Annotated in this window: 21 protein-coding genes and 2 pseudogenes; 12 read left to right on the top strand and 11 right to left on the bottom strand. The window is 63.2% G+C overall.

Annotation, left to right across the window (positions count from 1 at the left end):
• Window positions 1–72: 72 nt before the first annotated feature.
• From ACFXS9_RS10635 to ACFXS9_RS10625, 3 genes are all read left to right on the top strand, one after another.
• Window positions 73–1,194 (top strand): TRAP transporter substrate-binding protein, encoded by a 1,122-nt coding sequence (locus tag ACFXS9_RS10635; protein ID WP_392688436.1) that lies wholly within the window; start codon window positions 73–75, stop codon window positions 1,192–1,194.
• Window positions 1,195–1,264: 70 nt separating this feature from the next.
• Window positions 1,265–1,855, top strand: coding sequence for a TRAP transporter small permease subunit (locus tag ACFXS9_RS10630; RefSeq protein ID WP_057851400.1), 591 nt, complete (start codon window positions 1,265–1,267; stop codon window positions 1,853–1,855).
• Window positions 1,852–3,270 (top strand): TRAP transporter large permease subunit, encoded by a 1,419-nt coding sequence (locus tag ACFXS9_RS10625; RefSeq protein WP_392688432.1) that lies wholly within the window; start codon window positions 1,852–1,854, stop codon window positions 3,268–3,270. The genes ACFXS9_RS10630 and ACFXS9_RS10625 overlap by 4 nt, the downstream gene beginning before the upstream one ends.
• Window positions 3,271–3,277: 7 nt before the next feature.
• Here ACFXS9_RS10625 and ACFXS9_RS10620 read toward each other — a convergent pair whose 3' ends face one another.
• A complete protein-coding gene (locus tag ACFXS9_RS10620) occupies window positions 3,278–3,730 on the bottom strand; it encodes a DoxX family protein (protein ID WP_028346415.1) in 453 nt (150 codons plus the stop codon).
• A gap of 287 nt (window positions 3,731–4,017) precedes the next feature.
• The gene (locus tag ACFXS9_RS10615) at window positions 4,018–6,327 is read right to left on the bottom strand and encodes an NADP-dependent malic enzyme (RefSeq protein ID WP_392688428.1); all 2,310 of its coding nucleotides are present in this window, start codon (window positions 6,325–6,327) and stop codon (window positions 4,018–4,020) included.
• Between the two features lie 255 nt (window positions 6,328–6,582).
• Between ACFXS9_RS10615 and ACFXS9_RS10610 the strand changes: the two genes are divergently transcribed.
• Window positions 6,583–8,565, top strand: a complete 1,983-nt coding sequence (locus tag ACFXS9_RS10610; RefSeq protein WP_392688426.1) for a hypothetical protein — start codon at window positions 6,583–6,585, stop codon at window positions 8,563–8,565.
• Between the two features lies 1 nt (window position 8,566).
• Here the strand turns inward: ACFXS9_RS10610 and aspS are convergent, their stop codons facing one another.
• A complete protein-coding gene (gene aspS / locus ACFXS9_RS10605) occupies window positions 8,567–10,339 on the bottom strand; it encodes an aspartate--tRNA ligase (RefSeq protein WP_392688423.1) in 1,773 nt (590 codons plus the stop codon).
• A gap of 189 nt (window positions 10,340–10,528) precedes the next feature.
• Between aspS and ACFXS9_RS10600 the strand changes: the two genes are divergently transcribed.
• Window positions 10,529–12,001, top strand: coding sequence for a YdiU family protein (locus tag ACFXS9_RS10600; protein WP_392688420.1), 1,473 nt, complete (start codon window positions 10,529–10,531; stop codon window positions 11,999–12,001).
• Window positions 12,002–12,812: 811 nt separating this feature from the next.
• On the opposite strand, the gene ACFXS9_RS10595 is transcribed toward ACFXS9_RS10600, so the two are convergent.
• From ACFXS9_RS10595 to ACFXS9_RS10585, 3 genes are read right to left on the bottom strand one after another with little or no spacing between them, the layout of a single operon-like run.
• Window positions 12,813–13,019 (bottom strand): hypothetical protein, encoded by a 207-nt coding sequence (locus ACFXS9_RS10595; RefSeq protein WP_392688417.1) that lies wholly within the window; start codon window positions 13,017–13,019, stop codon window positions 12,813–12,815.
• Entirely contained in the window at window positions 13,016–13,774 is a 759-nt protein-coding gene (locus tag ACFXS9_RS10590) for an IS110 family transposase (protein WP_392688414.1), read from the bottom strand. Before ACFXS9_RS10590 ends, ACFXS9_RS10595 begins: the two co-directional genes overlap by 4 nt.
• Window positions 13,743–13,985 carry a hypothetical protein gene (locus ACFXS9_RS10585; protein WP_392688411.1) on the bottom strand — a complete coding sequence of 81 codons (243 nt, stop codon included), beginning with the start codon at window positions 13,983–13,985 and terminating at the stop codon, window positions 13,743–13,745. Before ACFXS9_RS10585 ends, ACFXS9_RS10590 begins: the two co-directional genes overlap by 32 nt.
• Window positions 13,986–14,233: 248 nt before the next feature.
• Here ACFXS9_RS10585 and rnd point away from each other — a divergent pair, with 248 nt between their 5' ends.
• Window positions 14,234–15,382, top strand: coding sequence for a ribonuclease D (gene rnd, locus ACFXS9_RS10580; protein ID WP_392688408.1), 1,149 nt, complete (start codon window positions 14,234–14,236; stop codon window positions 15,380–15,382).
• A 166-nt stretch (window positions 15,383–15,548) separates the two neighbouring features.
• Here rnd and ACFXS9_RS10575 read toward each other — a convergent pair whose 3' ends face one another.
• Window positions 15,549–16,580, bottom strand: coding sequence for an AraC family transcriptional regulator (locus ACFXS9_RS10575; RefSeq protein ID WP_392688405.1), 1,032 nt, complete (start codon window positions 16,578–16,580; stop codon window positions 15,549–15,551).
• 235 nt (window positions 16,581–16,815) lie between these two features.
• Here ACFXS9_RS10575 and ACFXS9_RS10570 point away from each other — a divergent pair, with 235 nt between their 5' ends.
• Entirely contained in the window at window positions 16,816–17,400 is a 585-nt protein-coding gene (locus tag ACFXS9_RS10570; protein ID WP_392688402.1) for a carboxymuconolactone decarboxylase family protein, read from the top strand.
• A 54-nt stretch (window positions 17,401–17,454) separates the two neighbouring features.
• A complete protein-coding gene (locus ACFXS9_RS10565; protein ID WP_392688399.1) occupies window positions 17,455–17,850 on the top strand; it encodes a rhodanese-like domain-containing protein in 396 nt (131 codons plus the stop codon).
• A gap of 111 nt (window positions 17,851–17,961) precedes the next feature.
• Here ACFXS9_RS10565 and ACFXS9_RS10560 read toward each other — a convergent pair whose 3' ends face one another.
• A complete protein-coding gene (locus tag ACFXS9_RS10560; protein WP_392688396.1) occupies window positions 17,962–19,101 on the bottom strand; it encodes an autotransporter outer membrane beta-barrel domain-containing protein in 1,140 nt (379 codons plus the stop codon).
• Window positions 19,102–19,459: 358 nt separating this feature from the next.
• Here ACFXS9_RS10560 and ACFXS9_RS10555 point away from each other — a divergent pair, with 358 nt between their 5' ends.
• The gene (locus tag ACFXS9_RS10555; RefSeq protein ID WP_065732889.1) at window positions 19,460–19,663 is read left to right on the top strand and encodes a cold-shock protein; all 204 of its coding nucleotides are present in this window, start codon (window positions 19,460–19,462) and stop codon (window positions 19,661–19,663) included.
• A 63-nt stretch (window positions 19,664–19,726) separates the two neighbouring features.
• Here the strand turns inward: ACFXS9_RS10555 and ACFXS9_RS10550 are convergent, their stop codons facing one another.
• The 3 genes from ACFXS9_RS10550 to purM all read right to left on the bottom strand — a co-directional run bounded on the left by ACFXS9_RS10550 (window position 19,727) and on the right by purM (window position 22,247).
• Window positions 19,727–20,458 (bottom strand): glutathione S-transferase family protein, encoded by a 732-nt coding sequence (locus ACFXS9_RS10550; RefSeq protein WP_392688394.1) that lies wholly within the window; start codon window positions 20,456–20,458, stop codon window positions 19,727–19,729.
• A gap of 65 nt (window positions 20,459–20,523) precedes the next feature.
• Window positions 20,524–21,177: a phosphoribosylglycinamide formyltransferase gene (purN, locus tag ACFXS9_RS10545; protein ID WP_392688391.1), complete on the bottom strand. Its 654-nt coding sequence runs from the start codon at window positions 21,175–21,177 to the stop codon at window positions 20,524–20,526.
• The gene (purM, locus tag ACFXS9_RS10540; protein WP_392688388.1) at window positions 21,174–22,247 is read right to left on the bottom strand and encodes a phosphoribosylformylglycinamidine cyclo-ligase; all 1,074 of its coding nucleotides are present in this window, start codon (window positions 22,245–22,247) and stop codon (window positions 21,174–21,176) included. The genes purN and purM overlap by 4 nt, the downstream gene beginning before the upstream one ends.
• Window positions 22,248–22,396: 149 nt before the next feature.
• On the opposite strand from purM, the gene ACFXS9_RS10535 reads away from it, so the two are divergent.
• The 3 genes and pseudogenes from ACFXS9_RS10535 (at window position 22,397) to ACFXS9_RS10525 (ending at window position 26,075) form a co-directional block, all read left to right on the top strand.
• The gene (locus ACFXS9_RS10535; RefSeq protein ID WP_392688385.1) at window positions 22,397–22,939 is read left to right on the top strand and encodes a CDP-alcohol phosphatidyltransferase family protein; all 543 of its coding nucleotides are present in this window, start codon (window positions 22,397–22,399) and stop codon (window positions 22,937–22,939) included.
• Between the two features lie 122 nt (window positions 22,940–23,061).
• Window positions 23,062–23,738: pseudogene (locus tag ACFXS9_RS10530) on the top strand (chromosomal replication initiator DnaA).
• 146 nt (window positions 23,739–23,884) lie between these two features.
• Window positions 23,885–26,075, top strand: a pseudogene (locus ACFXS9_RS10525) (RNA degradosome polyphosphate kinase).
• Window positions 26,076–26,081: the final 6 nt, after the last annotated feature.

Genomic DNA, 26,081 nt, shown 5'->3' with positions numbered 1-26,081 from the left:
ACAGCACGCGGGCGCGGTTCCAACCTGAAAAGAAAAAAGAAAAACATACGTCATCATCGGGAGGACCACGACATGTTGAGGCGCGCTTCAACCATGCTTGCAGCGGTGACTCTTGGGTTCGTCACTGCTTTGACCGGGCCGGTTCAGGCCCAAACCACCGAAAAGCCGCTAGTGCTGAAGGGTCAATCGACCCACCCTGCATCCTCTAACTTCCATCTCATCTTCAAATTGTGGGCCGAGACCGTCGAAAAGATGACGGCCGGACGCCTCAAGATCGAGACGCTGCCGGCGGGAGCGATCGTGCCGCCGTTCGAGGTATTCGACGCCACTTCCAAGAACGTTCTCGATGTCGGCATGGGGCCGTTCGGCTACATCCTCGGCCGCAACACCGCGACGATTCCGATGTCGCATGGTCCGCTGTTCGGTATGGACGGCTCGGACTACTGGGCCTGGTACTATGACGGCGGCGGCATGAAGCTGCTCGACGAGTTCTATCGCGACGTCCTCAAGCTCAACGTCGTCGGCTTCCCGATCCCGACCGATTACCCGCAGGGGATGGGCTGGTTCAAGAAGGAGATCAACAGCCTCGCCGACCTCAAGGGCCTGAAGTACCGGATCTACGGCATCGGCGCGGAGACCTACGGCCGGCTCGGCGTCTCGGTCGTCACCATTCCTGGTGGCGAGATCGTGCCGGCGATGGAGCGCGGCGTGATCGAGGGCGCCGAGTGGATCAACTGCGAGGAAGACAAGAAGCTCGGCCTGCATCAGGTGGCCAAGCACTACTACACGCCGGGCATGCACGAGCCCGTCACCGGCGGCCAGTTGATGATCAACGGTGACGTCTGGAAGAAGCTCACGCCTGACCTGCAGGAGATCATCAAGGTGGCGAGCGTCTATGCCACGACGCAACGTAACTTCGCCTTCAATCGCGAGACTGCGCATGCTTGCCAGGACCTGATCAAGGCGGGCGTCCAGATGCATCGCACGCCCGACGAGATCCTGAAGAACTTCCTCGACGAGTGGGAAAAGATTCAGGCCGAGCATGCGGCGAAGAACCCGTTCTATCGGAAGGTCATCGACAGTCAGAAGGCCTATGCCGAACAGATCGTGCCGTTCAAGCTCTCCTGGTTCCCGCCGTACAACTTTGCCGGCGAGTATTACTGGAAGAACAAGATCTACCTGACCAAGAAATGATCTCTCCGTAATAGCGGAGCTGCTGGCGTCCGAACCGCCGGACGCCAGCATTGCCTGAAGAGGAGCGATCATGTCCGCGGACCCCAGTGCGTCGGTCGCCAGCAATCCGGGCGGCGAATTCCCGCACGCTTTTTACTCGATCATCCGGGCGATTGACCGCTTCACCGACGTGACCGGCAAACTCATTGCCATGTCGATGTTGTTTCTGGTGGTGACGATCTCCTACGAGGTCGTCATGCGCTACGGGTTTGGCGCGCCAACCGTTTGGGTCTACGAATCCAGCTTCATGGTCAACGGCGCGGCCTTCATGCTCGGATCGGGATACGCGCTGTTGAAGGGCGCGCATGTTCGCACCGACATCTATTGGGAGAATTACTCGGAGCGGAAGAAGGGCATCGTCGACCTGATCTCCTATCTGTTGTTTTTCTATCCGGCCATGATCACGTTCATGCTGATCAGCTATGACGATGCCTTGCACTCCTATGACACCGGCGAACGGTCGCAGGAAAGCGTTTGGCGCGCGATCATGTGGCCCTTCCGGGCAACGGTCCCGCTGGCGGCCCTTCTTCTCATGATCCAGGGCGTGTCCGAGGTCCTGAAGTGCTGGTACCAGGTCCAGTTCGGGCGCGAGTTCGAGCACAAGGAAAAGATCGAGATATGATGGGACTCGAAGTCCTCGGACTTGTCATGCTCCTCGTGATGCTGGGGGCGATCTTCATCGGCCTGCCGATCAGCTTCACGCTGCTGTTCCTGGCGCTGTCGTTCGGCTACGTCGGCATGGGCGAGCGCGTCTTCAATCTCGCCTATCTGCAGACCATCGGCCTGATGAAGCAGGACGAACTCGTCGCTGTGCCGATGTTCATCCTCATGGGGTTCGTCTGCGACCAGGCCGGATTGATGGAACGCCTGTTCAAAGCGTTCCGCGACCTTTTTGCGCCGCTCAATGGCGCGCTCTACGTGGTCGTCATTCTCACGGCGACGCTGTTCGGGATCGCCGCGGGGACTGTCGGCGCAACCGTCGCGCTGCTCGGCATCATGGCCGGGCCGATGATGATCCGCGCGGGCTACGATGTGCGGATGTCGGCCGGCTCCATTGCCGCCGGCGGCACGCTCGGCATCCTGATCCCGCCGTCGGTGATGCTGGTTGTGATGGCGCCGGTGCTCGATATCTCGATCATCGATCTCTATGCGGCGGCGTTCGGTCCGGGCTTCCTGCTGTCCGCGATGTTCATCGCCTATACCTTGATCCGCTGTTACTTCAATCCGAAGCTCGGTCCGCCGGTGCCGGTCGAGGAGCGGCCCGATTCGGTGCGGATCGTGCTGTGGGAGTGCCTGGTCGGCCTGGTGCCGGTGACCATCCTGACGATCCTGACCCTCGGCGCCATCCTCGCCGGTATCACGACCGCCGCGGAAGCAGCGGCGTTCGGCGCGCTGGGGGCGATCCTCCTCGTCATTGCCTACGGCCGGTTCACATGGCGCGGGCTGCTTGATGCCTGTTATGCCACACTGGCAACGACCAGCATGGTGCTGTTGCTTGCCGTCGCCTCCAACGTATTCGGCGCCGTCTTCTCATGGCTTGGCACGGCGACCTGGATGACCAACGCCCTGCTCGCTTCGCCGCTGCCTTCCTGGGGCACGATGTCCCTGCTCCTGACCCTGATCTTCCTGCTCGGCTGGCCATTCGAATGGCCGGCCATCGTCTTCATCTTCCTGCCGATGCTCGCACCCGTGGCCAAGGGCCTCGGCTACGACATGGTCTGGTTCGGCTGCATCGTCGCGGTCGTCTTGCAAACCGCCTTCCTGTCTCCGCCTGTAGCCATGTCGGCCTACTATCTCAAGCAGGTCGTCAAGGAATGGAACCTGCGGCTGATCTACCGCGGCATGGCCGACTTCATGGTGCTGCAGGTCGCTTGCGTGGCCCTGGTGCTGATCTTCCCGGCAATCGCGATGTGGTTCCCGCAATGGCTGCAGGCGCGCAGGATAGCAGCGCGCACCGCACAGATCGAACAGATCGCGCCGCCGCAGAATGCGGCCGCAGCGCTCGATGGCCCACGCGTTGCGATCCGGAATTTCTGACCGCGGTTTAGATGTCCCCGTAGGCCGGCTCGTTCGGCCGCGGACCCTTGCCGTAGCCTGCGATCATGAACAGCGCGCCGATGATCGACAGGTTCTTCAGAGCCTCGATCAACGTCTTGGCATTTTCGGGCGCCGGCTGATTCCAGAAATCGTGGAAGTAGAAGGTCGTGGCGAGCACGAAGAAGATCAGGAGGATCGCGAAGAAGCGCGCGCCGAAATTGACCGCGATCATCAGGCCGGCGAGGATTTCGAAACCGCCGACGCCAACCGCCAGCAATTGCGGCATCGGCATGCCGGCCATGGTCTCAAGCTGCGACGTATAGGGCGCAAGCAGCGCCGGAATCGTCACCTTGGAAGCGATGAAGTCTGCCGTCTGCTGTATCGCGAAAAGCTTGGTCGCTCCCGTGTACATGAAGAGCACGGCGAACAGGACTCGCCCGAAGGTAACTAACGCTGGCATGGGATCGGCCTCACTGAATGGCATGCAAAGATAGCAGGCGGCGCGAAACGATTATGGGCGTTTCGTCTCCGCTTTTCAAACGCTCAAATCGAAACCATCCGCGCAGTAGCCTGCGCGCGCCCCAACCAGACCTTCTGATAGAAGCAGAACCAAGGCGCTTTCTTGATCATAGCTTTTCAAGCGAAGCATGCCCCCGGCCTGATCCGGCGGCCGGTAGTGGCCCGTGTGAATAAAGCGCGTCAGAACAAAAGGCTGGATCCCGGTTTTGAATCAGTCTGAAAGCGGATCTATCCGAACAAGGTTGGCTGCTGGCGGCCGGCGCGCTCCTGGGCTTCGACGGCGGCGACCGCCGTCATGTTGAGGACGCCGCGCGCCGTCACCCCCGGGGTGAGGATGTGCGCCGGGCGTGCCGGGCCGATCAGGATCGGACCAACGGGAAGCGCATCCGCCAGCGTCTTGATCATCTGGTAGGCGACGTTGGCGGTGTCGAGGTTCGGCATGATCAGGATGTTGGCATCGCCTTCCAGGTTGGAATGCGGCAGCACGAGTTTTCGCGCGGCAGCCGAGAGCGCGGTATCGCCCTGCATCTCGCCGTCGGCCTCGAGTTCCGGATGCTTTTCCTTCAACAGCGTGGTGGCACGGCGCATCTTGCGCGAGGATTCCGTATCATAACTGCCGAAGTCGGAATGTGACACGAAGGCGACGCGTGGCTTCATGTTGAACCGCTGGACATGGGTTGCCGCCAGCGACGCCACCTCCGCCAACTCCTCGGCGCTCGGATTCGGACGCACCTGGGTATCGGCGATGAAATAGGAACCCTTGCTGGTGATCATCATCGCCAGCGCCGCGAAATCGCTGACGCCGGGCAGGAAGCCGATGATCTCGCGAACATGGCGCAGATGGCTCATATAGCGGCCTTCGACACCGCAGATCATGGCGTCAGCCTCGCCGCGCACCACTGCCAGCGCGGCAATCACGGTGTTGTTGGTGCGAACCACGGTGCGCGCGGCCTCGGGCGTCACGCCGCGCCTTCCAGCCACGTCGATATAGGTCTGCACGTAGGACCGGTAGCGCGGATCGTCTTCCGGGTTGACGAGGTCAAAATCCTGCCCGGCCTTGATCGAAAGGCCGAACCGCTTGATCCTGGCTTCGACCACGGAAGGCCGCCCGACCAGGATCGGCCGCGCCAGCTTCTCTTCCAGCACGACCTGCGTCGCGCGCAGCACACGCTGGTCCTCGCCCTCGGCATAGATCACGCGGACCGGCTGGGTCTTGGCCTTGGCGAACACCGGCTTCATGACGAGGCCGGAGCGGAAGGCAAAGCGCTCCAGCAGCGCGGTATATTCCTCGAAATTCGTGATCGGGCGCGTCGCCACGCCGGATTCCATGGCGGCTCGCGCCACTGCCGGCGCGATGCGCAGGATCAGCCGCGGATCGAACGGGCTCGGGATCAACGAGCCCGGGCCGAAGCCTTGCGTCTCACCACTGTCAAAACCCTGCGCCACCGCATCCGACGGCGGATCGCGGGCGAGCTGCGCGATGGCGTCGACGGCGGCATGTTTCATTTCCTCGTTGATCCCGGTGGCGCCGACATCGAGCGCCCCGCGGAAGATGAACGGAAAGCACAGGACGTTGTTGACCTGGTTCGGAAAGTCGGAACGCCCGGTGCAGATCATCGCGTCGGGGCGCGCCTTCCGGGCTTCGTCCGGCATGATCTCCGGGGTCGGATTGGCCAACGCCATCACCAACGGTTGGTCCGCCATCGACTTTACCATGTCTGATGTCAGCACGTTGGGCGCGGATAAACCTAAGAAAATATCCGCGCCGCCGATCACGTCCGCCAGCACGCGCGCACTCGTTTTTTGCGCATAGACCGCCTTCCAGCGGTCCATCAGTGTGTTGCGCCCCTCATGCACGACGCCGTCGATGTCGCAGACCCAGATGTTCTTGCGCTGTGCGCCCAGCGACACCAACAGATTGAGGCACGCGATCGCCGCAGCACCGGCGCCGGAGCAGACGATCTTCACATCGGGTAATTTCTTGCCGTTCAGCAGCAACCCATTGACGATGGCGGCTCCCACAATGATGGCCGTGCCATGCTGGTCGTCATGAAACACCGGGATCTTCATGCGCTCCTTGAGCTGCGCCTCGATCTCAAAACATTCCGGTCCCTTGATGTCCTCGAGATTGATGCCGCCGAAAGTCGGCTCCAGCGCCGCGACCGTCTCGACCACGCGCTCGATGGTGTCGGCGGCGATCTCGATGTCGAACACGTCGATCCCGGCGAATTTCTTGAACAGGACCGCCTTGCCTTCCATCACGGGCTTGGAAGCCAGGGGACCGATGTTGCCGAGCCCCAACACCGCGGTACCGTTGGAGACCACGGCGACCAGATTGGCGCGGGAGGTCAGCGACGCCGCTTCGGCCGGATTGTTGGCGATTTCGGTGCAGGCCGCCGCCACGCCCGGCGAATAGGCCAGCGCGAGGTCGCGCTGGTTGGCGAGCGGCTTGGTCGCCTGGATCTCGAGTTTACCGGGCCGAGGCAGCCGATGATACGCCAGCGCCGCAGAGCGCAGATCTTCAGAAAAGGACGACATGTAGGCTCCCGCGTTTCCGGTCCCGAACTCTTGTCTTATTGATACTTCCAGATCAGGGTCAGTTTTCCGGCAAAATGAGGGGGATGTGAAGCACGGGCGACCACTTGGATGCAACATCCGAGAACGCCGCCGTCAACAGGGGCTCATCGACGAAGAGCGGCAAATCCGGTAGCATATTCGTCTCCCTACCCCGTCCCCTTGGCCGACAATGTGGCAAATTTGCCTCCTGCAACGTCGGCGTCCGGAGCACAACTAATGGTAAAGATATTGCTGGGCCTGGTCGCCGCGGTCGTGATCGCGGTGGGCGGCTTCTTCGGCTTCGAGTACTACACCCAGCATCGAATCACGCGCGAGGTCGACGCCGCGTTCGAGCAGATCAGAGCCAGCGGCGGCAAGGCCAGCCACGGCAAGGTGTCGTTCGACCTGAAGAGCCGCACGCTCAGGGTAGACGATATTGCGACTGAATCGGCAACGCAGCCGCCGATGCGCGTGAAGGTTGCCAGCATTACCGCCTCCGGGCTCGGCCAGCCGGATGCGACGCGCTTTTCGGCCGATACGATCGAGGCGATCGACCTCGAAATCAATGCCAGCATGCCGGCAGGGGCAGATTGGCAAGTCACCTACAAGATGCCGCGGATCGCGGCGAAAGATTTTTCCGGTCCGGCAAGCCTGCCGCGGCCACCGGCGTCCTCGTCGACGATAGACCTGTATCGATTGCTTATCGAACAGTTTGGTGCACTCACCGCCTCCTCGATCACGGCACCTAGTGTTGCCGGCACCATGAACTCCGGAAACCCGGCGCTGGGGAAGGGAGAATTCGCCTATTCCAATCTTGCGCTGCGCGACATCAAGGCCGGCAGGATCGCCGCTGCTACGATCGATCGAATGACGTTCACAGCGACCTCGCAACCGAAGGGCAAGCCCGAGAAGGTGACCGGTGACCTGGCCAATCTCGCTGCGCAGGACGTCGATACGCTAGCCGCCGCAGCCATCCTCGATCCGAAGCGCGCCAATGACGACCAATACTATCGCGTCTACCGGCAGATTAGCGCCGGCGCCTATACGATCACCTCGGGGCAAGGTCCGGTGGTGCGTATCGAGGGACTGACGGCCGATGACATCGGGGCGCGGCCCTCGCGGCTGCAGTTGGCTGCGCTGCTGGCAACGATACCGTCCGGCACGGCCCAGCCCACGCCGGCGCAGGCGCGCGAAATGATGGAGAGGATGGCCAAAATCTACGAGGGCGTGCGTATCGGAAATGCCGAGATGCGCGGCTTTTCGATGGAAATGCCGGAGGGCGGCTTCAAGCTCGCCTCGATGCGCTTCAGTCTGGAGAACGGAAAGACCGGGGAATTTGCGGTCGAGGGTTTTGACGGCCGCACGCCGCAGGGCCCCGTCAAGCTCAGCCGCTTCGCCCTCAAGAGCGTGGATATCGCCGGCTTGTTGCGAATGACCGCGCAGTTCTCGAATCCGGCGCAACCGCCATCGCCTGACCTGGCGCTCGGTATGATCTCCCTTATCGAGGGCGCCGAGCTCAAAGGCTTCACTGCGCCCTACAAGAACACCGGTAGACCGCTCAACGTCGACCTCGTCAGCCTCGATTGGGGACAGTTCGTCGGGCCGATCCCGAGCAAGGCGCGCCTGACCGCGAAGATGTCCGGCCCACTCGACACAACGCATCCCGGCCAGCGAATGCTGATTGCCGCGGGCCTCGACAAGATGGCGATCGATCTCGATCTCGGCACGGCGTGGACCGAAGCATCACGCTCATTCGTGCTGGAGCCGGCAACGGTCGAGCTTGGCGGCATGCTGAAAGCGTCGGCAAGAGTTTCGCTCGCGAACGTGCCGCGCGAGGTTTTCTCGATCAATCCGCTTCAGGCAGCCGCCATGGCGACGAAAATCGAGGCCGGCACCATCGAGCTCACGCTGCGCGATTTGGGCGGCGTCGATCTCGCAGTCGCCCACTATGCAAGGACGCAAAACATCAGCCGCGACGCGGCACGAAAAGCGATCGTTGACGACATCAGAAACAGCGCAACGACGTCGGGGGCCAGCGATGCCGATGCTGTGGCCGCCGCCGAGGCGCTGGCGCGCTTTATCGAAACGCCGCGGACGACGCTGACGCTCAAGCTCACGCCGGTTGGCAAGGTGTCAGCGATGCAGCTCTTCCAGGCGTTGAAACTCGACCCGCTTGACGCGCTCTCGAAGTTCCGGATCGAGAGCACTACGGCGCTGTGAACTACTTATCCGGCAGGTTGAGCCGGATGTGGAGCTCGCGGAGCTGCTTTGTGGTGACCTCCGATGGCGCGCCCATCAGGAGGTCCACGGCCTGCTGATTCATCGGGAACAGCGAGATCTCGCGCAGATTCGTGGTGCCGCAGAGCAGCATCACGATGCGGTCGACGCCAGCCGCCATGCCGCCATGCGGCGGCGCGCCGTACTGGAATGCGCGATACATGCCGCCGAAACGCTCGACGACGTCCTTCTCGCCATAGCCCGCGATCTCGAACGCCTTCACCATCGCTTCCGGCTTGTGGTTACGGATGCCGCCGGAGGCGATCTCGTAGCCGTTGCAGGTGATGTCGTACTGGAACGCCTTGATGGTCAGCGGGTCCTGCCCGTTGAGCGCATCGAGGCCGCCCTGCGGCATCGAGAACGGGTTGTGCGAGAAGTCGACCTTCTTTTCTTCCTCGTTGTACTCGTACATCGGGAAGTCGACGATCCAGGCGAGCTCGAACCGATCCTTGTCGATCAGGTTCAACTCCTCGGCCACCTTGGTGCGAGCGAGGCCTGAGAACTTCCAGAATTTTTCCGGATCGCCCGCGACGAAGAAGGCAGCATCGCCCTCCTTCATGCCGAGCTGGTCGCGGATCGCCGTCGTCCGCTCCGCACCGATGTTGTTGGCGAGCGGACCCGCGCCCTCGCCGCCCTCGCGCCACATGATGTAGCCGAGGCCGGGCTGGCCTTCACCCTGCGCCCAGGAATTCATGCGGTCGCAAAACGCGCGGCTGCCGCCGCCCGCGCCGGGGATCGCCCAGACCTGGTTTTTGGGATCTTCCAACATCCGCGCGAACACCTTGAAGCCGGAGCCGCGGAAATGCTCGGAGACGTCCTGCATCACAATCGGGTTACGCAGGTCCGGCTTGTCGGTGCCGTATTTGCGTAAGGCTTCCGCAAATGGAATCCGCGGCCAGCCTTTGGTGACCGGCTTGCCCTTGGCAAACTCCTCGAACACACCGGTGACAACCGGCTCCATCGCCGCAAACACGTCTTCCTGCGTGACGAAGCTCATCTCGACATCGAGCTGATAAAACTCGCCCGGCAGGCGGTCGGCGCGCGGGTCCTCGTCGCGGAAGCACGGCGCGATCTGGAAGTAGCGGTCGAAGCCGCTCATCATCAGGAGCTGCTTGTACTGCTGCGGCGCCTGCGGCAGCGCATAGAACTTGCCCGGATGGATGCGCGACGGCACCAAAAAGTCGCGGGCGCCTTCCGGCGAGGACGCGGTGAGGATGGGGGTCTGGAACTCGAAGAACCCCTGCTCCTTCATCCGCCGGCGCATGGAATCCACGATCGCGCCGCGGGTCATGATGTTCTGGTGCAGCTTCTCGCGACGGAGGTCGAGGAAGCGGTACTTGAGCCTGATGTCTTCGGGATATTCCTGCTCGCCGAACACCGGCAGCGGCAGTTCGCCGGCCGGGCCGAGCACCTCGATCTCGCTGACGTAAACCTCGACCCTGCCGGTCGGCAGTTCCGGATTGTCGGTCCCCTCGGGACGGCGGCGCACCTTACCGTCGATCCGCACCACCCATTCCGAGCGGAACTTTTCCACTTCCTTGAACGCCGGCGAGTCCGGGTCGGCAACGCATTGGGTGATACCGTAATGGTCGCGCAAATCGATGAACAGCACGCCGCCATGATCGCGGATGCGATGGCACCAGCCGGAAAGACGGGCGATCTGCCCGATGTCGCTCTCACGGAGCGCGCCGCATGTATGTGACCGGTAGCGATGCATGGAAGTCCCAAAACAGATGTCGGAGGTTGAGAATCGGGGGCCAAAGCCAGTCCGAAGTTGCGGAGGGTTTACCCGACGCAGCCGGGGCGGCAACCAATGGCGGGGCTGTTTTCGGCTCAAAAACGGCCATTTCGGCAGGCCGGCGTCTGGAGCGTTTGCCTATTCCGGGGCTGCGCCTATCTTTAGGTCATGACCATTCATTTCCCGTTCCAGAACACCTATTCGGCGTTGCCGGCGAACTTTTTCGCCCGGGTGGCCCCTACCCCGGTCGCCGCCCCGAGGCTGATCAAGCTGAACCGGGCACTGGCCGTCCAGCTCGGCCTCGATCCCGATGTGCTGGAGAGCCTCGAAGGCGCGGAAATCCTCGCCGGAAAGCGCGTGCCCGAGGGCGCCGATCCGATTGCGATGGCCTATGCCGGCCACCAGTTCGGCCAGTTCGTGCCCCAGCTCGGCGATGGCCGCGCCATCCTGCTCGGCGAGGTCATCGACAAGGACGGCATCCGCCGCGACATCCAGCTCAAGGGCAGCGGGCCCACGCCATTTTCGCGCCGGGGTGACGGCCGCGCCGCGCTCGGGCCGGTCTTGCGCGAATATATCGTCAGCGAGGCGATGTATGCCCTCGGCATCCCCACCACCCGCTCGCTCGCCGCCGTGATGTCAGGTGAGGACGTGATGCGCGAGACCATGCTGCCCGGCGCGGTGCTCACGCGTGTCGCCGCAAGCCATGTCCGCGTCGGCACCTTCCAGTTTTTCGCTGCGCGCGGCGACACTGACGGCGTGCGGGCGCTCGCCGACCACGTCATCGCGCGACACTATCCCGATATCGCGAAGGCCGAGCGTCCCTATCATGCGTTGCTCGAAGCCGTCGTCGCCCGCCAGGCCGATCTCGTCGCGCGCTGGCTTCTGGTCGGTTTCATTCATGGCGTGATGAACACCGATAACACTTCGATCTCCGGCGAGACCATCGACTACGGCCCCTGCGCCTTCATGGACGAATACAACCCCGCGCAGGTGTTCTCGTCGATCGACGAGATGGGTCGCTACGCCTACGCCAACCAGCCGCGTATCGCCCTATGGAACTTGACGCGGCTCGCCGAATGCCTGCTGCGGCTGTTCTCCGACGACCAGGACAAGGCGATCGAACAGGCGCAATTCATCCTCGGCGAATTCGCCGAGAAATTCACCGCCGCCTATCAGGCCGGACTGCGCAAAAAGATCGGCCTGTTCACCGAACGCGACGGCGACGAAGCCTTGATCCAGGATCTGCTGGACGCCATGGCGAAGAACACCGCCGACTTCACTCTCACCTTCCGCCGGCTCACCGATGCCGCCGGAGATCCCGCCGAGAACAAGGCGCGCGATCAGTTCACCGATCCCGCCGCTTACGACGAGTGGGCCGCACGCTGGCGCCAGCGCCTCGCCGACGAGCCGCAATCCGCGAGCGAACGGCAGGCCGCGATGCGCGCGGTCAACCCGGCTTTCATCCCGCGCAACCACCGCGTCGAAGCCGTGATCGCGGCCGCCGTCAACAACGACTACGCGCCGTTCGAGGAATTGTTGACGGTGCTGTCGAAGCCGTACGATGATCAGCCAGAGTTTGCGGCCTACACAGAGCCGCCGCTCCCCGAGCAGCGCGTGCTGCGGACGTTCTGCGGGACGTGAGGGCAGGACGAAGCCTCCGCGTTAACCCAATTCCTTAAGCGCGCGTCCACCATCGTGGCATGCGCATCTACCGCAGTTCCACAAATTAAGAAACGCTCAACGCACTCCCCACAATTCTAATGGATTACTGGGGAGAATTGCCGTGGACGCGTTTGCTTTCGAACTCATGGGAATGGCGATGATTGCGCTCTGCCTTGTCGTGCTCGCGATCCCGTCCGGTCGGCGCCGGCCGCGGCAGGTGCGCTACGAGTGATCGACTTCCAGGCAGCACCGTCATACCGCGAAGGCGGGTATCCAGCACATCGCGGCCTCTCGATTAATCACCAGCGTCTCTGGAATACTTGTATGGGGCTTGGTCAATGGTCGTCGTTGCTAGGTCATTGCGTTGATCTCCGAGGGAGGCCGACATCTCCGCGGGCCGACCTCAAGACGGGCTGTCCGCCTTGGCGCAGCGACCGTCAAGGGTGGCCGGAGGCCATCGCGTAGCGACGCAGCCCTTGACGGTCGCGAGCTTGGCGGCAGGCTTGAGGTCGGCACGCGGAGATGTCGATGGCGAGATGAGGACGACTTCCGAGGCGAGCCGCCTTGGACGCGATATCGCGTCGCAGACTTGTATTCGGTTGATCGATCGGGATCAGAACCATGATGCATGCATGCGCATCGGGGCGAGCTCCGGGGCGGCGGGTCCATTCTGGGTCGCGGCGCAAAGGCCATGTATTCCTGCGGATCATCGCCACCTCGGATGCCGTTGGCAGACCGCAAGCCGGGCTGCCAAACCGTCAGTGGTGTGGGGTTAAGGGAAGCTGCACGGTCAGGTGCCGGCGGGACGCAACTTGATGTCCTCCGTCACCTGACCGGTGGTCACCAGCCGCCACAGGGCGATGAGTAGCTTACGCGCTAGTGCCACGATCATGGTCTTGCGCGTGGTGCGTCGGCCATCGGCGGTGCGCTCACGGAACCAGTTGGCGAGCCGGCTGCCCTTCTGAAAGATCAGAAAGCGCCAGGCCAGTTGGATCATCCCCCGGCGAACCCGGCCGTTGCCGGCGCGGGCCAGTCCTTCTCGCGCCGGCGCTGACCGCTCTCGTCCGGCGCGCCGGTCAGCCCGGCATAGCGCGCGACAGCTCTGCGATCGCGCAGATTGCGCGACAGAATCTCATTCACCAGCATGTCGGCGGTCTCGATGGCAATGCCCAGAACCCTTGCGATCAGACGAACCATCGCATGGGGTCCTTGAGATGTGGCCGGCGCAGCGGTGAGGCGCTGCAGCCGTGCGCTTTCGATGGCGCGGATCTGGTCGCGCACCAGGCATAGCCGCTCCAGATCGCGGCGCAGTTCCGCCCTGGCATTGTCCGGCAGCGGCGTTCCTTCCGCGGTACGCTGTGTCTCCAGTTGCTGCGCCGCCTTGCGAAGCCTCGGATTGAACCCGCCGATGCCGAACAAGGCGAGGACGGCTTTGACCCGGTTGACGATCCGCGTCTGCTCGCTCACCAGGCTCTCCCGCTCGCGGCCCGGTCGTCGAGCGTCTTCTTCCGCCATGGTCGGGATCGTGGCCATGCTGCAATGGCGCTTCTCACCACGCAGCCAACCCAGCAGCGAACGCATCAGCAGTTCCGTGTCGATCCGATCGCTTTTGACACGCCGGTGCTCGCGAGACACCGCGATGCTCGCAGGATGGATGACGTAAGCTTCGATGGCGCGGGCCTGCAGCCAGCGGGCCAGCCAGAATCCATCCCGTCCAGCCTCATAGGCGCAGACGATTCTGCTTGATCGCACGTCCCGCCTTGTGCGCTTCCTCGCACCAGCGCTGCAGCAGCTTCAGCAGAGCGTTCGCGTCTGCATCAAGCTTCTTCAGCGGCCGGCGTGTGACACCGGGGATCATAGCTGCAACCAGCCACTTCGACTGGCTCATCTCGATAACTGCAACGAGTGTGTTATCCTGCTCAAAGGCGGTGAGGGACCTGCTGACGTCAAACGGTTGCGACATGGGGTGCTCCATTGCGTGACCACGGCGCCCGAGGTGTCGATACCCTCGCCGCCGCTGACCCTGCCGCCACCCCCTCATAGCATCTGGGTCGTCCGGTCGAGCCGGGCGATGACGTTCCGGGTCCAGCCCGCCAAAACGACGCAAAAAAGCCGTGCTCAGGCTCAAATGCAAGGCTCAAATCCTCCGCGACACCCTTGACATATCAGCGTTTTCGGCAGAACGCCTGTCCGACGCGTCATGGATTGTTCATGGATCTGATTACCACCACTTCCGACCTCGCCGCCGCCTGCTCCCGGCTCGCCCAACACAAGGTCATCACAGTCGATACCGAGTTCCTGCGGGAGACGACGTACTATCCCCTGCTCTGCGTCGTACAGATGGCAAGCCCGGAGGAAGCCGTCGTGATCGATACGCTGGCGCCGGGCATCGACCTCAAGCCGTTCTTCGACCTGATGGGCAACGAGGCGGTGCTGAAAGTATTCCACGCCGCCCGCCAGGACATCGAAATCGTCTGGCACCAGTCCGGCACCATTCCGCACCCGATCTTCGACACGCAGGTCGCGGCGATGGTGCTGGGCTATGGCGACAGCATCGCCTATGACCAGCTCGTCGAGCGCGTCACCGGCCACCGCCCGGACAAGACCCACCGCTTCACCGACTGGTCGCGGCGGCCGCTGACGCCGGAGCAGATGCATTACGCGATCTCCGACGTCACCCATTTGCGCGACGTCTTTGCCGCCCTCGATGCCGACCTGAAGAAGCGCGGCCGCAGCGACTGGGTCAGCGAGGAGATGGAAGTCCTGACCTCGCCAAGGACCTACGATTTCCACCCCGAGCGCGCCTGGGAGCGGCTCAAAAGCCGGGTCCGCAAGCCGAAGGAGCTTGCCGTGCTGATGGAAGTCGCGGCCTGGCGCGAGCAGGAAGCGCAAAGCCGCGACGTGCCGCGCTCACGCGTGCTGAAGGACGATGCAGTCGGCGACATCGCCACCCACGCGCCGACCTCGCTCGAGCGTCTCGCCAGCCTGCGCTCGCTGCCGAAAGGCTTTGACCGCTCCAAATGGGGCAGCGACATCATCGCCGCCGTGCAGCGCGGCCTCGCCCGCGATCACGCCACGCTGCCGAAGATCGAAAAACCGCGCGGCAGTTCGAATGGCGCCGCGACCGTCGAGCTCCTGAAAGTGCTGCTGCGGATGACGTCGGAGCGCCACGCCGTCGCGAGCAAGGTGATCGCGACCGTCGACGATCTCGACCAGATCGCCGCCGACGACCACGCCGACGTCGCTGCCCTGCACGGCTGGCGCCGCGAATTATTCGGCGAAGCGGCGCTGGCGCTAAAGCACGGCAGGCTGGCGCTCGCGATCGAAAAAGGCAGGGTCGTCCGGGTCGACCGGACGTAACAACTTCCGAGAACGTCCCCCGGATGCGGCTCAAGTAAGCCAACAGGTGGGCGGCTTCCCGATCCGAAGCGTCAACCGGCGGCACGATCGGCATCGAGATTCCGAGACCGCACGTCTGCGGCTGCGCACCACGCCATCCCTCGATCAGATCGCGGCACAGCATGCCTCATGCACTGGCCTGCGACAGCCCCTTGCTCTGCCGCCATGTGCCGGGAGGCGCGCCGACGAGGCGGCTGAAGGCGCGGTTAAAGGCGGCTTCGGATTCGTAGCCGACACGGGAAGCGATCTCGGCAAGGCTGAGGCTGCTATCGCGAAGCAGTCGCCTGGCGAGGTGCATCCGCCATCCGGCCAGATACGTCATCGGCGCCTCGCCGACCAGCTCGACGAAGCGTTTGCCCAGCGCGGCGCGCGAGATCGCCGCGCGGTCTGCCAGTTCCTCGACGGTCCAGGGCCGCGCCGGCTCGGCGTGAAGCAGCGTCAGCGCCCGGCCGACATGGGGATCGTTGAGGCCCGCCAGCCAGCCGCGACGCCCCCCGGCGACATGGATAAGCTGCCAGCGCACGACCTCCATGAAGAGCAGCTCGGACAAGCGCGCGAGCATGGCGCGGTTTCCGGGACCTGGCCGCATCGCTTCGGCGATGAGCTGACCGGTCGCAGCCTGCCACCAGCCGGCCTCCTGATCGAGCGTGACCGGCTCCGCATAGCGCGCGGTATCAGAAAATGCGTCGAGGATGACCTTGCCGTCGCGGAGGCGGACGCAAATGAATGCCGGCATCGCATCGAGCAGCGGCCCGAACCGTTGGTCGGAATGCAGGTAGCCGCAAACAAAGCGCGTCTCCTCCCCGCCCCCGCCATGCTTCACCCAGGTGATCTGCTCGGCCGAAGCCTTGGGGAAGATGCTGGCAATCGTGACGGGAGCAAGCCCCGGATCGCTGGTCATGACGTGCTGATCGCCGCGCGGAAACACCAGAACGTCGCCGGCCTCAATCCTGATCGGTTCGAGCTTGCCGCATGTGATCCAGCAGCCGGCGTTCATCGCCAGATGAAACAGCGTGATCGCTTCCGCGCCCGGCATCAGCCGCGAAGCCAGCAAGTCCGGTGGGGAGGTCACGACCGACCATGGCCGCGTAAACTCGGCATTGAAATGAACGGCGCCCGACACACGGATGACGCGCAGAACCTCGGACAAAACGTCCATTTGGCCTCCGGGGCTGGATCACTAAACGGTGCGTAGCGTCTCGGCAAAGATCTGAGCGCCCCAATCATTGTGTCAACGCTGGCCCGGCCTTAGTTCACCGTCCGGTTCGGTTGAAGCGAGCTTTCCCGGCCCGCCCGATGCGGTCGATCGGGCCATAGCCGGTCCGTCGCGGCAGAACCGGCCGGATTTTATGCGGCACTGGCCGCGGAAGTTGTTTCACGAACGGAGGTTTTAGATGTTTCTCAAGACGGTTGACGAAACTCAGGCGACAGGCCGCATCGCCGAGCTCTACGCAGCGCAGAAAGCCCAGAGCGGGTTCGTAATGTCCGCGACGCGCTGCTGGACCGCGCGGCCGGATCTTCTGCCGATCTACCAGGAGTTCGCCGACAAGATCCGCACCGGCTTCTCGCTAAGTCCGCGCGACTGGCGGCTGATCACATTCGTCGCCGCAAAGCAGGTGCCGTCCACCTACTGCTCGCACGTCTACGGCAAGCAGCTTCTCGCTGACCTCGGCTCGAAGGAAGCGGTCATGGCCGTGCGACGCAACTTCGCCTCGGCGCGACTAAGCGAACGGGACGTCGAAATGCTGCGCTATGCCGAGACTATCGCAAGCGACGCGTCCCGCGTGACGGCGAAAGACATCGAGCGGCTGCGGGCGGTGGGCTTCACCGACGTCCAGATCTGCGACATCGCGCTCTGCGCCGCGTTCCGCTGTTTCGTCGCACGGTTCTTCGATGCGGTCGGCGCCGGCCCGGAGCCGGCCTTCATCGACGCAGACGCCGATTTTCGCAAGGCGATGACGGTCGGCCGAGCGATCTGATGAAGAGATTTTTCAACCCAGGACTTTCAAACCGAGCATGAAGAGGAGATGACTATGACCACCAGCGTCAAACAGATGATGGAAGCCGCCAACGCAGCGGTGCCGCGCGTCACGCCCGCGCAGGCCAAGGAGATGATTGCGAAAGGAAACACCCTCGTCGTCGACGTGCGTGACGCGCCGGAAGTGGAGAAGAGCGGCAAGGTCGCAGGAGCCATCCATGTCTCCCGCGGCATGCTGGAGTTCCGAGCCGATCCCGAGACGCCCTACCACGACAAGAATTTTGCCAAGGACAAGACGGTCATCCTCTATTGCGCGTCCGGCGGACGATCCGCGCTTGGCGGCAAGGTGCTCAAGGATATGGGGTACCCCAATGTCTACAATCTAGGCGCCTTCAAGGACTGGGCCGAGAGCGGCGGGGCGATCGATAAGCCGATAGAGCCTGCCATGTGACAATCGCAATCGTCATCACTTGAATGAGTGAACGAGCGCGAAAAATCCGGGGCCGCCGCCAGAGTGGCAGGCCCGGCCGTGAATGGCGCGGAGGCCAACTGGTACAGTTCGCTACCATTTCAACTCAAGCCCCACCGTGCCCTGATGCGACTGCATCGCGGCGCGGAGCTTGGCGTCGTAGTTTACGTAGAGCCGTGCGGTATTGGTCAGGCTCAGCGAGGCCGAAGCGCCGGCGTCGGCGCCATACCGGCTCTCGCCGATGCCCTGCAGCGTGAGGCTTTGGGCGCCAAGGGTGACGGTGATGTCGGAGAAATTCTGCACGACATTGTCGACGAACTTGCCGTAGCCCGACAGGTCGAAAATCTTGCCGTCGAAGATCCAGTAATGGCCGATCTCCGCGCCGATCAGCAGCCGTGCGCGCTCCACGGTGGCGCCCGTTGCCGCCACGGGATCGAGGCCGCCGATCTCCTGCAGCGATCCGGTCCGGGCGCGGACATATTCGAACGCGGCCTTGGGCACGATGCGGGCCTGGTCCTTGAACCAGTAATAGCTGATCTCGCTCAACACGCCGTCGAGCCGCGCATTGTATCCGGCGGTCGCAATCCCGAGCCCCGTGTCTCGGCGCGAATTGATGTTGCCAAAGCCGTGCACGACCGCGCTGGCCCAAGTCCATGGCCCGCTGTCGATAGAGGCCGTGAAGCCGATTTGCGTGAGGTCGATCGTAGCCGACTGCAGCGCCAGCGGAATGTCGATCGCCGAACGGCTCTGGTCGACCGAGAAGCCGATATTGACGCCCGGCATCACCCGCGCGCCAATGCCGGCCACGCCGCCCCAGGTCTTTCTGCTGTCGCCGACGAAATCGCCGACCGCGCCGTTCCTGGTCCAGTTGCCGTAGCCTTCGAACCAGGTCCGGTAGCGCGGCGCTTCCGTGCTCTCGGAGGCGCCGCCGCCGCCCGGATTGGTCCGCTGCAGGCGGTTGAAGCCATTACTCGACTGGCTGCCCAGCCGTTCCAGGAAATTGCTGCCGAGATTGGTCAGCGTCGCGCCCGATGAGACCGTCGAATTGATCACGGTCGGGGTCGGGCTAGGCGTCGGCGAAGGTGTGGGTGTCGGGGTGGGCGTGGGCGTCGGCGATTGCGCGTGGGCGGCGGGCACGGCGGTGATGAGAGCGAACGCAAGCGCGGCCAGAGATGCGAGCGCGCGCCCAGTTCCGATTCTCCATGCTCGCGAAGGCCGCCGTGAGCCGCGCATGCAATCCATTCCAGAGGGCGAAAGTGCGAGCCCGAAAAATGCGCAAATGCCGATAAACCGCAACGATTTGCCCCTAGTTCGCGCAAACGGTCAATCGGCGCACTGCCGAATACGCGCCATTGTGGTTCGGCTGCCACAGCCCGCGACACCAGGACGATTTGCGGGAGCGCGCCAGAACCTTGCGAACGCCTAAATTTCGTGTTGCAATCCCAGCGCAATCGGATTCAGGCCGTTCGACTGTGCGTTTCGCGAGCAGGAAATCTAGCAGCTACCGGGAAGCCCGTTTGTGGCGTGGCACGTGGAAAACGTGGCCGCGTCTTTTTTATATCTAGACCAAACTTGGAGACAGGCGATGGCGATGCACAAGGGCAGCGTCAAGTGGTTCAACCCCACCAAGGGGTATGGGTTCATCAAGCCGGCGGTCGGCGAGAAGGACGTGTTCGTCCACATCTCGGCCGTCGAGCGTGCGGGGCTCACCACTCTCAACGAGAACCAGCACATCGAGTACGACCTTGTCGAAAACCGCGGCAAGACGTCCGCGGAAAACCTCAAGGTCACGTAGACTTCGTCCACGCAAATTGCCCCCGGCCCCGCCGGGGATTTTGTTTGCGCCCTGCCCTGGAATTCAGGCCGCCGCCTCGCAGCCGGCGATCTCGCTGAGTTCCGGATAGAATCGCGCGGTCATCCGACCGACATAGCGCCGCAGGTTGGCATGGCTTGCGGCCGCCCGCTGCAAATCCGACTCGAACGCCGGACAAATCGCACAGACCGCGAAGGCGAACATCGTGGCGTCGATGCCGGCGGGCTCCCTGCCCATGAAAAACGGCTTGTCGCCGAGATAGGCCGCCATCGCGTCAATCGAGCGGATCCCGATCGCGGTGATCTCGTCTTTGGAGTGACGGCCGATTCCCTGGCCGTGCAACGTCTTGCGCAGCCGGCGGCGGACCATCGAAACGACGACCGGCCGGACCGGCGCCGGCACGCCCCTGAAGAAATTGACCGGACCTTTGCGGAAATTGTCCTCGATCATCCAGCGGAAGTAGACGCTGGCCCAGTAGAGATTGTCCTCCACCATCTTCTCGAAGGCCCAGGAGATGGCGAGTTGCTCGGCGCTGAGGCCCTGGTCGAAATCGATGCCGTATTTCTTTTCGAGATGCCAGCGGATCAGCGTGGAATCGCCGAGCAATTGGCCGTCGTCCTCGATGTAGGGAATTTTGCCTTTGGGCGCCTTCGAAAAGCTCATCGGCGCTTTTCTGAACGGTAGTTTCGACATCCGCAGCAAGGTCTCGGCCTTGGTCACGAACGGGCTTGCGTCGGGAAGGCCGAAATTGGGCCCGGAGCCATAGAGAGTGATCATGGAAACCTCGATAGATTAGCGGGGCGCGGTCGCCGCGCTCGTTCGCGCACACCTTGCGGATAATATCAGATCGTCCGCGGCGAAATCAGGGTGCCGTCGCGGTCGGCCCCATCGGCGACCTTGCAGATGTCGCCTTCGAATCGGAGCTTTCCGCTCGCGAGCAAGCGCAGCGCCTCGGGGTAGATGCGATGCTCGATGTCGAGAATGCGCTGCGACAACGTCTCTGTCGTATCGTCGTCGGCCACCGTCACCGCGCCCTGCATCACGATCGGGCCGGCGTCAGTTTCGGGAATCACGAAATGCACGGTCGCGCCCGAGATCTTGACCCCGGCCTGCAGCGCCTGACCGTGCGGATCGAGACCCGGAAAGGATGGCAGCAGCGAGGGATGGATGTTGAGCATTTTTCCGTACCAGCGCTGCACGAATTCGGCGGTGAACAGCCGCATGAATCCGCCGAGGCAGATCAGTTCGACCTGCTTTTCATCCAGCATCCGCTGCAGGACGGCCTCAAAGCCCGCGCGGTCCTTGCCGAACGGCTTGCTCTCGACGACCAGTGTCGGGATGCCACTCGCGGCTGCCTTCTCCAGGCCAGGCGCATCGGGCCGGTTGGAAATGACGGCGACGATTTCGGCCGGAAAATCCGCAACCTTCGCCGCATCGATCAGCGCGGCCATGTTCGACCCGCGCCCCGAGATCAGGATGGCGACCCGGCGCTTCATTGCGCGAGATCGAGATGGCCGTTGTAGGCCACGCGATGTTCGCTCGCAGCCGGGATCACTTCGCCGAGCAAGGCGACGGTCTCGCCGCTTTCGGTCAGGATCTGCGTCACCTTCTCGACCGCATCCGGCTTGACGATCGCAACCATGCCGATGCCGCAATTGAAGGTGCGCAGCATTTCGAGTTCGGCGATGCCGCCCTGCTCCGCCAGCCATTTGAACACCGGCAACACTGGCAGCCGCGCCAGATCGATGCCGACGCCGAGGTGCTTTGGCAGCACGCGTGGGATGTTGTCGGTGAAGCCGCCGCCGGTGATGTGGGCAAGCCCCTTGATCGCGCCGGTTTCGCGGATGGCGCGCAGGCAGGATTTCACATAGAGCCGCGTCGGCGTCAGCAGCGCGCCGCCCAACGTCATGACCGGCGAGAACGGCGCCGGCGCATCGAAAGCCACGCGGGATTGTGCGACGATTTTCCGGACTAGCGAAAAGCCGTTGGAATGAACACCGGATGAGGCCAATCCGATCACGGCGTCGCCCACGGCAATGTCCGCGGCCGGCAACAGCGCGCCGCGCTCGGCAGCCCCCACCGCAAAGCCCGCCAGATCGTAGTCGCCGTCCTTGTAGAGCCCCGGCATCTCGGCGGTCTCGCCACCGATCAGGGCGCAGCCGGACTCCCGGCAGCCCTCGGCGACGCCTGCCACGATGGCCGCCGCGGCCTCGGGGTCCAACTTGCCGCAGGCGAAATAGTCGAGGAAGAACAACGGTTCCGCCCCCTGCACGACAAGGTCGTTGACCGACATCGCCACCAGGTCGATGCCGATACCGCCATGCAGGCCGGTCTCGATCGCGATCTTGACCTTGGTGCCGACGCCGTCGGTCGCCGCCACCAGCACCGGGTCCTTGAAACCCGCCGCCTTGAGGTCGAACAAGCCGCCAAAACCGCCGATTTCGGCGTCTGCGCCGGCCCGGGCGGTGGCGCGCACCATCGGCTTGATGAGATCGACCAGGCGGTTACCCGCATCGATATCGACGCCCGAATCCGCGTAAGTCAGCCCGTTTTTGCGGTCGTTCATGCCCAAATTCCAGTATGATGACGGCTGGTTACGAGGAATTCCGCGATCCTGCAATGGCTCGCAAGCGCTTGGCGCATATACTATGTAGATAAGAGCCGGCTGTACCCGCCAGGGGCCGGATTTAGGCCGGGAGCCGGGAAGCGACCGAGTTGAGCATTCCAAATATCATTACGCTGGGGCGCATCATTCTGGTGCCGGTCATCGTCTGGGCGATCGTTTCCAGCCAGATGGAAATCGCGTTTGCGATTTTTGTCATTGCCGGGGTCAGCGACGCCGTCGATGGTTTCCTCGCCAAGCGCTTCAACATGTCGAGTGAACTGGGCGCCCTGCTCGACCCGCTTGCCGACAAGGCACTCTTGGTTTCCATCTTCGTGGCGCTCGGCATCTGGGGTGCGGTGCCGCGCTGGCTCGTCATCCTCGTGGTGTCGCGCGACATCATGATCGTGACGGCCGTGATCGTGTCATGGCTGTTCGACAAGCCGATCCCGATGAAGCCCCTGATGGTATCGAAGCTCAACACGGTGGCGCAGGTGGCGTTCGCGGCGCTGGTGCTGGCGTCGCTCGGTTTCAATTTCAAGCCGGCGCCCTATGACGTGATCCTGATGGGTTTGGTTACGGTCTTTACTTTGGTTTCCGTCTCGCTCTATCTCGTCGAATGGGTGCGGCACATGAGCACGATCGAAGCGCGCTAGGCTGTTCTTTTGTTTTTACGCGTTTTTTCTTCTCGCAAGCGTGCCTGCCCCGGATCAAGTCCGGGACAGGCTTTCGCTCGAAAGCGCCATGAAGGCCTGAAGATTCCGGCCTGGAGATTTGCGTGGTAGTTCGCGTTCAACCTCGTCAGCTTGCCTTTGCGCTGCCGCATGCGGAGAGTCTGACCCGCGACAATTTCCTCGAGGGTCCGGCCAATGCAGCCGCACTCTCGCTGATCGAAAGCTGGCCGGACTGGCCGAACCGCATCATGCTGCTGGTGGGGCCAGAGGGCTCGGGCAAGAGCCATCTCGCCGCGATCTGGGCCGAACAGGCCGGCGCGCGCTCGATCTCGGCGCACGCGCTTAACGCCGCTGCCGTCCCCGGCGCGCTCGCCACCGGGGCACTGGTGGTCGAGGATCTGAGGCCGGCCGACTTCGACGAACGCGCCTTGTTTCACCTCCTGAACCTGGCGCGCGAAGACGGGGCCTTCGTCTTGATCACCGGACGCGTTCCACCGGCGGCGTTCGAGATCGAGCTGCGCGATCTCCGGTCGCGGCTGCGCGCCGCCCCCTCGTGTCGCTATTGCCGCCGGATGACCTGTTGTTTCGTGGCCTGATCGTCAAATTCTGCGCGGACCGCCAATTGAGCATCGACGAGACGGTGGTGAGCTACCTCGCCACCCGAATCGAACGCTCCTATGCCGCTGCCCGCCAAGCGATCGAGCTCCTGGATACCGAGGCGCTGCGGCTCGGCCGGCCGGTCACCCGGGCGCTGGCCGCGGAACTCTTGCGCAACGCCTGATCGGGCAGTTCCTGCTGCGTCCTGCCACCTTGACGCCGGCTCTGCGCGGAACGTCAATGTCATTGAAACGTCATCGGCGTATCACATGCTGTGGGCCGCATTCCCTTAAAGTCGGCCCTGCCTCGCTCGCGATGGATCAAAGCCTTATGGAATTGGTACAAGCCGTTGAAATAAAGAAAAAGAGCCGATTGCCGAGGCTCCGTCCACGATCGTCACGAGCCCGGAGCGATTCATCAATCGGGAACTATCCTGGCTGCATTTCAACCGCCGGGTGCTCGAGGAATCGGTCAATCCCGGCCATCCGTTGCTGGAACGGGTGCGATTCCTGTCGATTTCGGCCAATAACCTTGATGAGTTCTTCATGGTTCGCGTCGCCGGCATCAAGGCGCAGGTCCGTGAAGGCATCGCCGAACGCAGCCCCGATGGCCTGACGCCGTCCGAGCAGCTCACTCTCATCAACAAGACGGTTTCGGAACTGGCTTCCGATCAGCAGGCGATCTGGCGCGATCTGCGCACCACCCTGTCGGACGCCGGCATCATGCTGGTCGACGGCCACGACTTCACCAAGGCGGAGCGGGGCTGGCTCGAGGATCACTTCCTCCGCAGCATCTTCCCGCTGCTGACGCCGCTGGCGATCGATCCCGCGCACCCGTTCCCGTTCATCCCGAGCCTCGGCTTCACCATCGCGCTGCAATTGTTGCGGACTTCCGACGGCAAGGCGATGAACGCGCTGATCCGCATGCCCGGCAAGATCGACCGCTTCATCCGCATGCCCAAGGACGGCGCGGTGCACCTGATCCCGCTGGAGCAGGCCACCGGCCTGTTCATCGGCCGCCTGTTCCCCGGCTACACCGTCAAGGGCCAGGGCGCTTTCCGCATCATCCGCGACCTGAACTCGAAATCGAGGAAGAGGCCGAGGATCTGGTCCGCGTGTTCGAGACTGCGCTGAAGCGGCGGCGGCGCGGTTCGGTGATCCGGCTGGAGATGGAAGCCAAGATGCCGGAAGCGTTGCGCATCTTCGTGCAGCAAGCGCTTTCCGCCGCCGACGACGAGGTGTTTCTGGTCGACGGTGTGCTGGCGATGAACGAGCTCTCGCAGCTCACCCGGCTCGACCGGCCCGACCTCGAATTCGCGCCGTATGTGCCGCGGCATCCCGAACGGGTGCGCGACCACGCCGGCGACATCTTCGCGGCGATTCGGCAAAAGGACCTGATCGTCCATCACCCCTACGAATCCTTCGACGTCGTCGTGCAGTTCCTGCAGCAGGCCGCCCGCGATCCCGACGTCGTCGCCATCAAGCAGACGCTCTACCGCACCTCGAACAATTCGCCGATCGTGCGTACCCTTGCGGAAGCCGCGGAGGCCGGCAAGTCGGTGACCGCGCTGATCGAGCTGAAGGCGCGGTTCGACGAGGAAGCCAACATCCGCTGGGCGCGCGATCTCGAACGCGCCGGCGTGCAGGTCGTGTACGGCTTTCTCGAACTGAAGACGCACGCCAAGCTGTCGATGGTAGTGCGGCGCGAGGGCGGTAGCCTGACGACCTATGTGCATACCGGCACCGGCAATTATCATCCGGTCACCGCGCGCATCTATACCGACCTTTCCTATTTCACGTCGGACCCGATCATCGCCCGCGACGCGGCGCGGGTGTTCAACTACATCACCGGCTATGCGGAGCCGAGCGACATCGAGCGGATGGCGGTGTCGCCGCTGACGCTACGCAAGCGCATCATCGAACACATCAGAGGCGAGTCCAATCACGCTCGACACGGCAAGCCGGCGGCGATCTGGATGAAGATGAATTCGCTGGTCGATCCCGATGTTATCGACGCGCTGTACGAGGCGTCACAGGCCGGCGTGTCGATCGAACTGGTAGTACGCGGCATCTGCTGCCTGCGGCCGGGCATTCCAGGACTTTCCGAAAACATCCGGGTCAAGTCGATCATCGGCCGCTTCCTGGAGCACGGCCGAATCTACTGCTTTGGTATGGGGCAAGGGCTGCCCGGCCCGAAAGCGGCTGTGTATATCTCGTCCGCCGACATGATGCCGCGAAACCTCGACCGCCGCGTCGAAGTCCTCTGTCCATTGCAAAATCCCACGGTACATCAGCAGGTTCTCGAACAGATCATGGTCGCGAACCTGAAGGATACCGAGCAGAGCTGGCAGTTATTGCCGGATGGGTCCTCAACGCGTATGAAGGCCGCGAAAGGCGAAGAGCCGTTCAATCTGCACAACTATTTCATGACGAATCCGAGCCTGTCTGGACGTGGAAAGTCTCTCAAGGAATCTTCGCCGCGCCGCCTCACGCGCCGTACCGAACGTCAGCAATCGTCATAAGGGAGC

Origin of the sequence: Bradyrhizobium sp. RDI18, from assembly GCF_043203335.1 — a bacterium.
Lineage (GTDB): Bacteria > Pseudomonadota > Alphaproteobacteria > Rhizobiales > Xanthobacteraceae > Bradyrhizobium > Bradyrhizobium retamae.
This window is presented reverse-complemented; position numbering and strand designations above follow the sequence as displayed.

Bases quoted from the DNA above. Each gene is read 5' to 3' on its own strand.
- ACFXS9_RS10635 (WP_392688436.1), top strand. From the start codon at position 73: ATGTTGAGGCGCGCTTCAACCATGCTTGCAGCGGTGACTCTTGGGTTC.
- ACFXS9_RS10630 (WP_057851400.1), top strand. From the start codon at position 1,265: ATGTCCGCGGACCCCAGTGCGTCGGTCGCCAGCAATCCGGGCGGCGAA.
- ACFXS9_RS10625 (WP_392688432.1), top strand. From the start codon at position 1,852: ATGATGGGACTCGAAGTCCTCGGACTTGTCATGCTCCTCGTGATGCTG.
- ACFXS9_RS10620 (WP_028346415.1), bottom strand. From the start codon at position 3,730: ATGCCAGCGTTAGTTACCTTCGGGCGAGTCCTGTTCGCCGTGCTCTTC.
- ACFXS9_RS10615 (WP_392688428.1), bottom strand. From the start codon at position 6,327: ATGTCGTCCTTTTCTGAAGATCTGCGCTCTGCGGCGCTGGCGTATCAT.
- ACFXS9_RS10610 (WP_392688426.1), top strand. From the start codon at position 6,583: ATGGTAAAGATATTGCTGGGCCTGGTCGCCGCGGTCGTGATCGCGGTG.
- aspS (WP_392688423.1), bottom strand. From the start codon at position 10,339: ATGCATCGCTACCGGTCACATACATGCGGCGCGCTCCGTGAGAGCGAC.
- ACFXS9_RS10600 (WP_392688420.1), top strand. From the start codon at position 10,529: ATGACCATTCATTTCCCGTTCCAGAACACCTATTCGGCGTTGCCGGCG.
- ACFXS9_RS10595 (WP_392688417.1), bottom strand. From the start codon at position 13,019: ATGATCCAACTGGCCTGGCGCTTTCTGATCTTTCAGAAGGGCAGCCGG.
- ACFXS9_RS10585 (WP_392688411.1), bottom strand. From the start codon at position 13,985: ATGTCGCAACCGTTTGACGTCAGCAGGTCCCTCACCGCCTTTGAGCAG.
- rnd (WP_392688408.1), top strand. From the start codon at position 14,234: ATGGATCTGATTACCACCACTTCCGACCTCGCCGCCGCCTGCTCCCGG.
- ACFXS9_RS10575 (WP_392688405.1), bottom strand. From the start codon at position 16,580: ATGGACGTTTTGTCCGAGGTTCTGCGCGTCATCCGTGTGTCGGGCGCC.
- ACFXS9_RS10570 (WP_392688402.1), top strand. From the start codon at position 16,816: ATGTTTCTCAAGACGGTTGACGAAACTCAGGCGACAGGCCGCATCGCC.
- ACFXS9_RS10565 (WP_392688399.1), top strand. From the start codon at position 17,455: ATGACCACCAGCGTCAAACAGATGATGGAAGCCGCCAACGCAGCGGTG.
- ACFXS9_RS10560 (WP_392688396.1), bottom strand. From the start codon at position 19,101: ATGCGCGGCTCACGGCGGCCTTCGCGAGCATGGAGAATCGGAACTGGG.
- ACFXS9_RS10555 (WP_065732889.1), top strand. From the start codon at position 19,460: ATGCACAAGGGCAGCGTCAAGTGGTTCAACCCCACCAAGGGGTATGGG.
- ACFXS9_RS10550 (WP_392688394.1), bottom strand. From the start codon at position 20,458: ATGATCACTCTCTATGGCTCCGGGCCCAATTTCGGCCTTCCCGACGCA.
- purN (WP_392688391.1), bottom strand. From the start codon at position 21,177: ATGAAGCGCCGGGTCGCCATCCTGATCTCGGGGCGCGGGTCGAACATG.
- purM (WP_392688388.1), bottom strand. From the start codon at position 22,247: ATGAACGACCGCAAAAACGGGCTGACTTACGCGGATTCGGGCGTCGAT.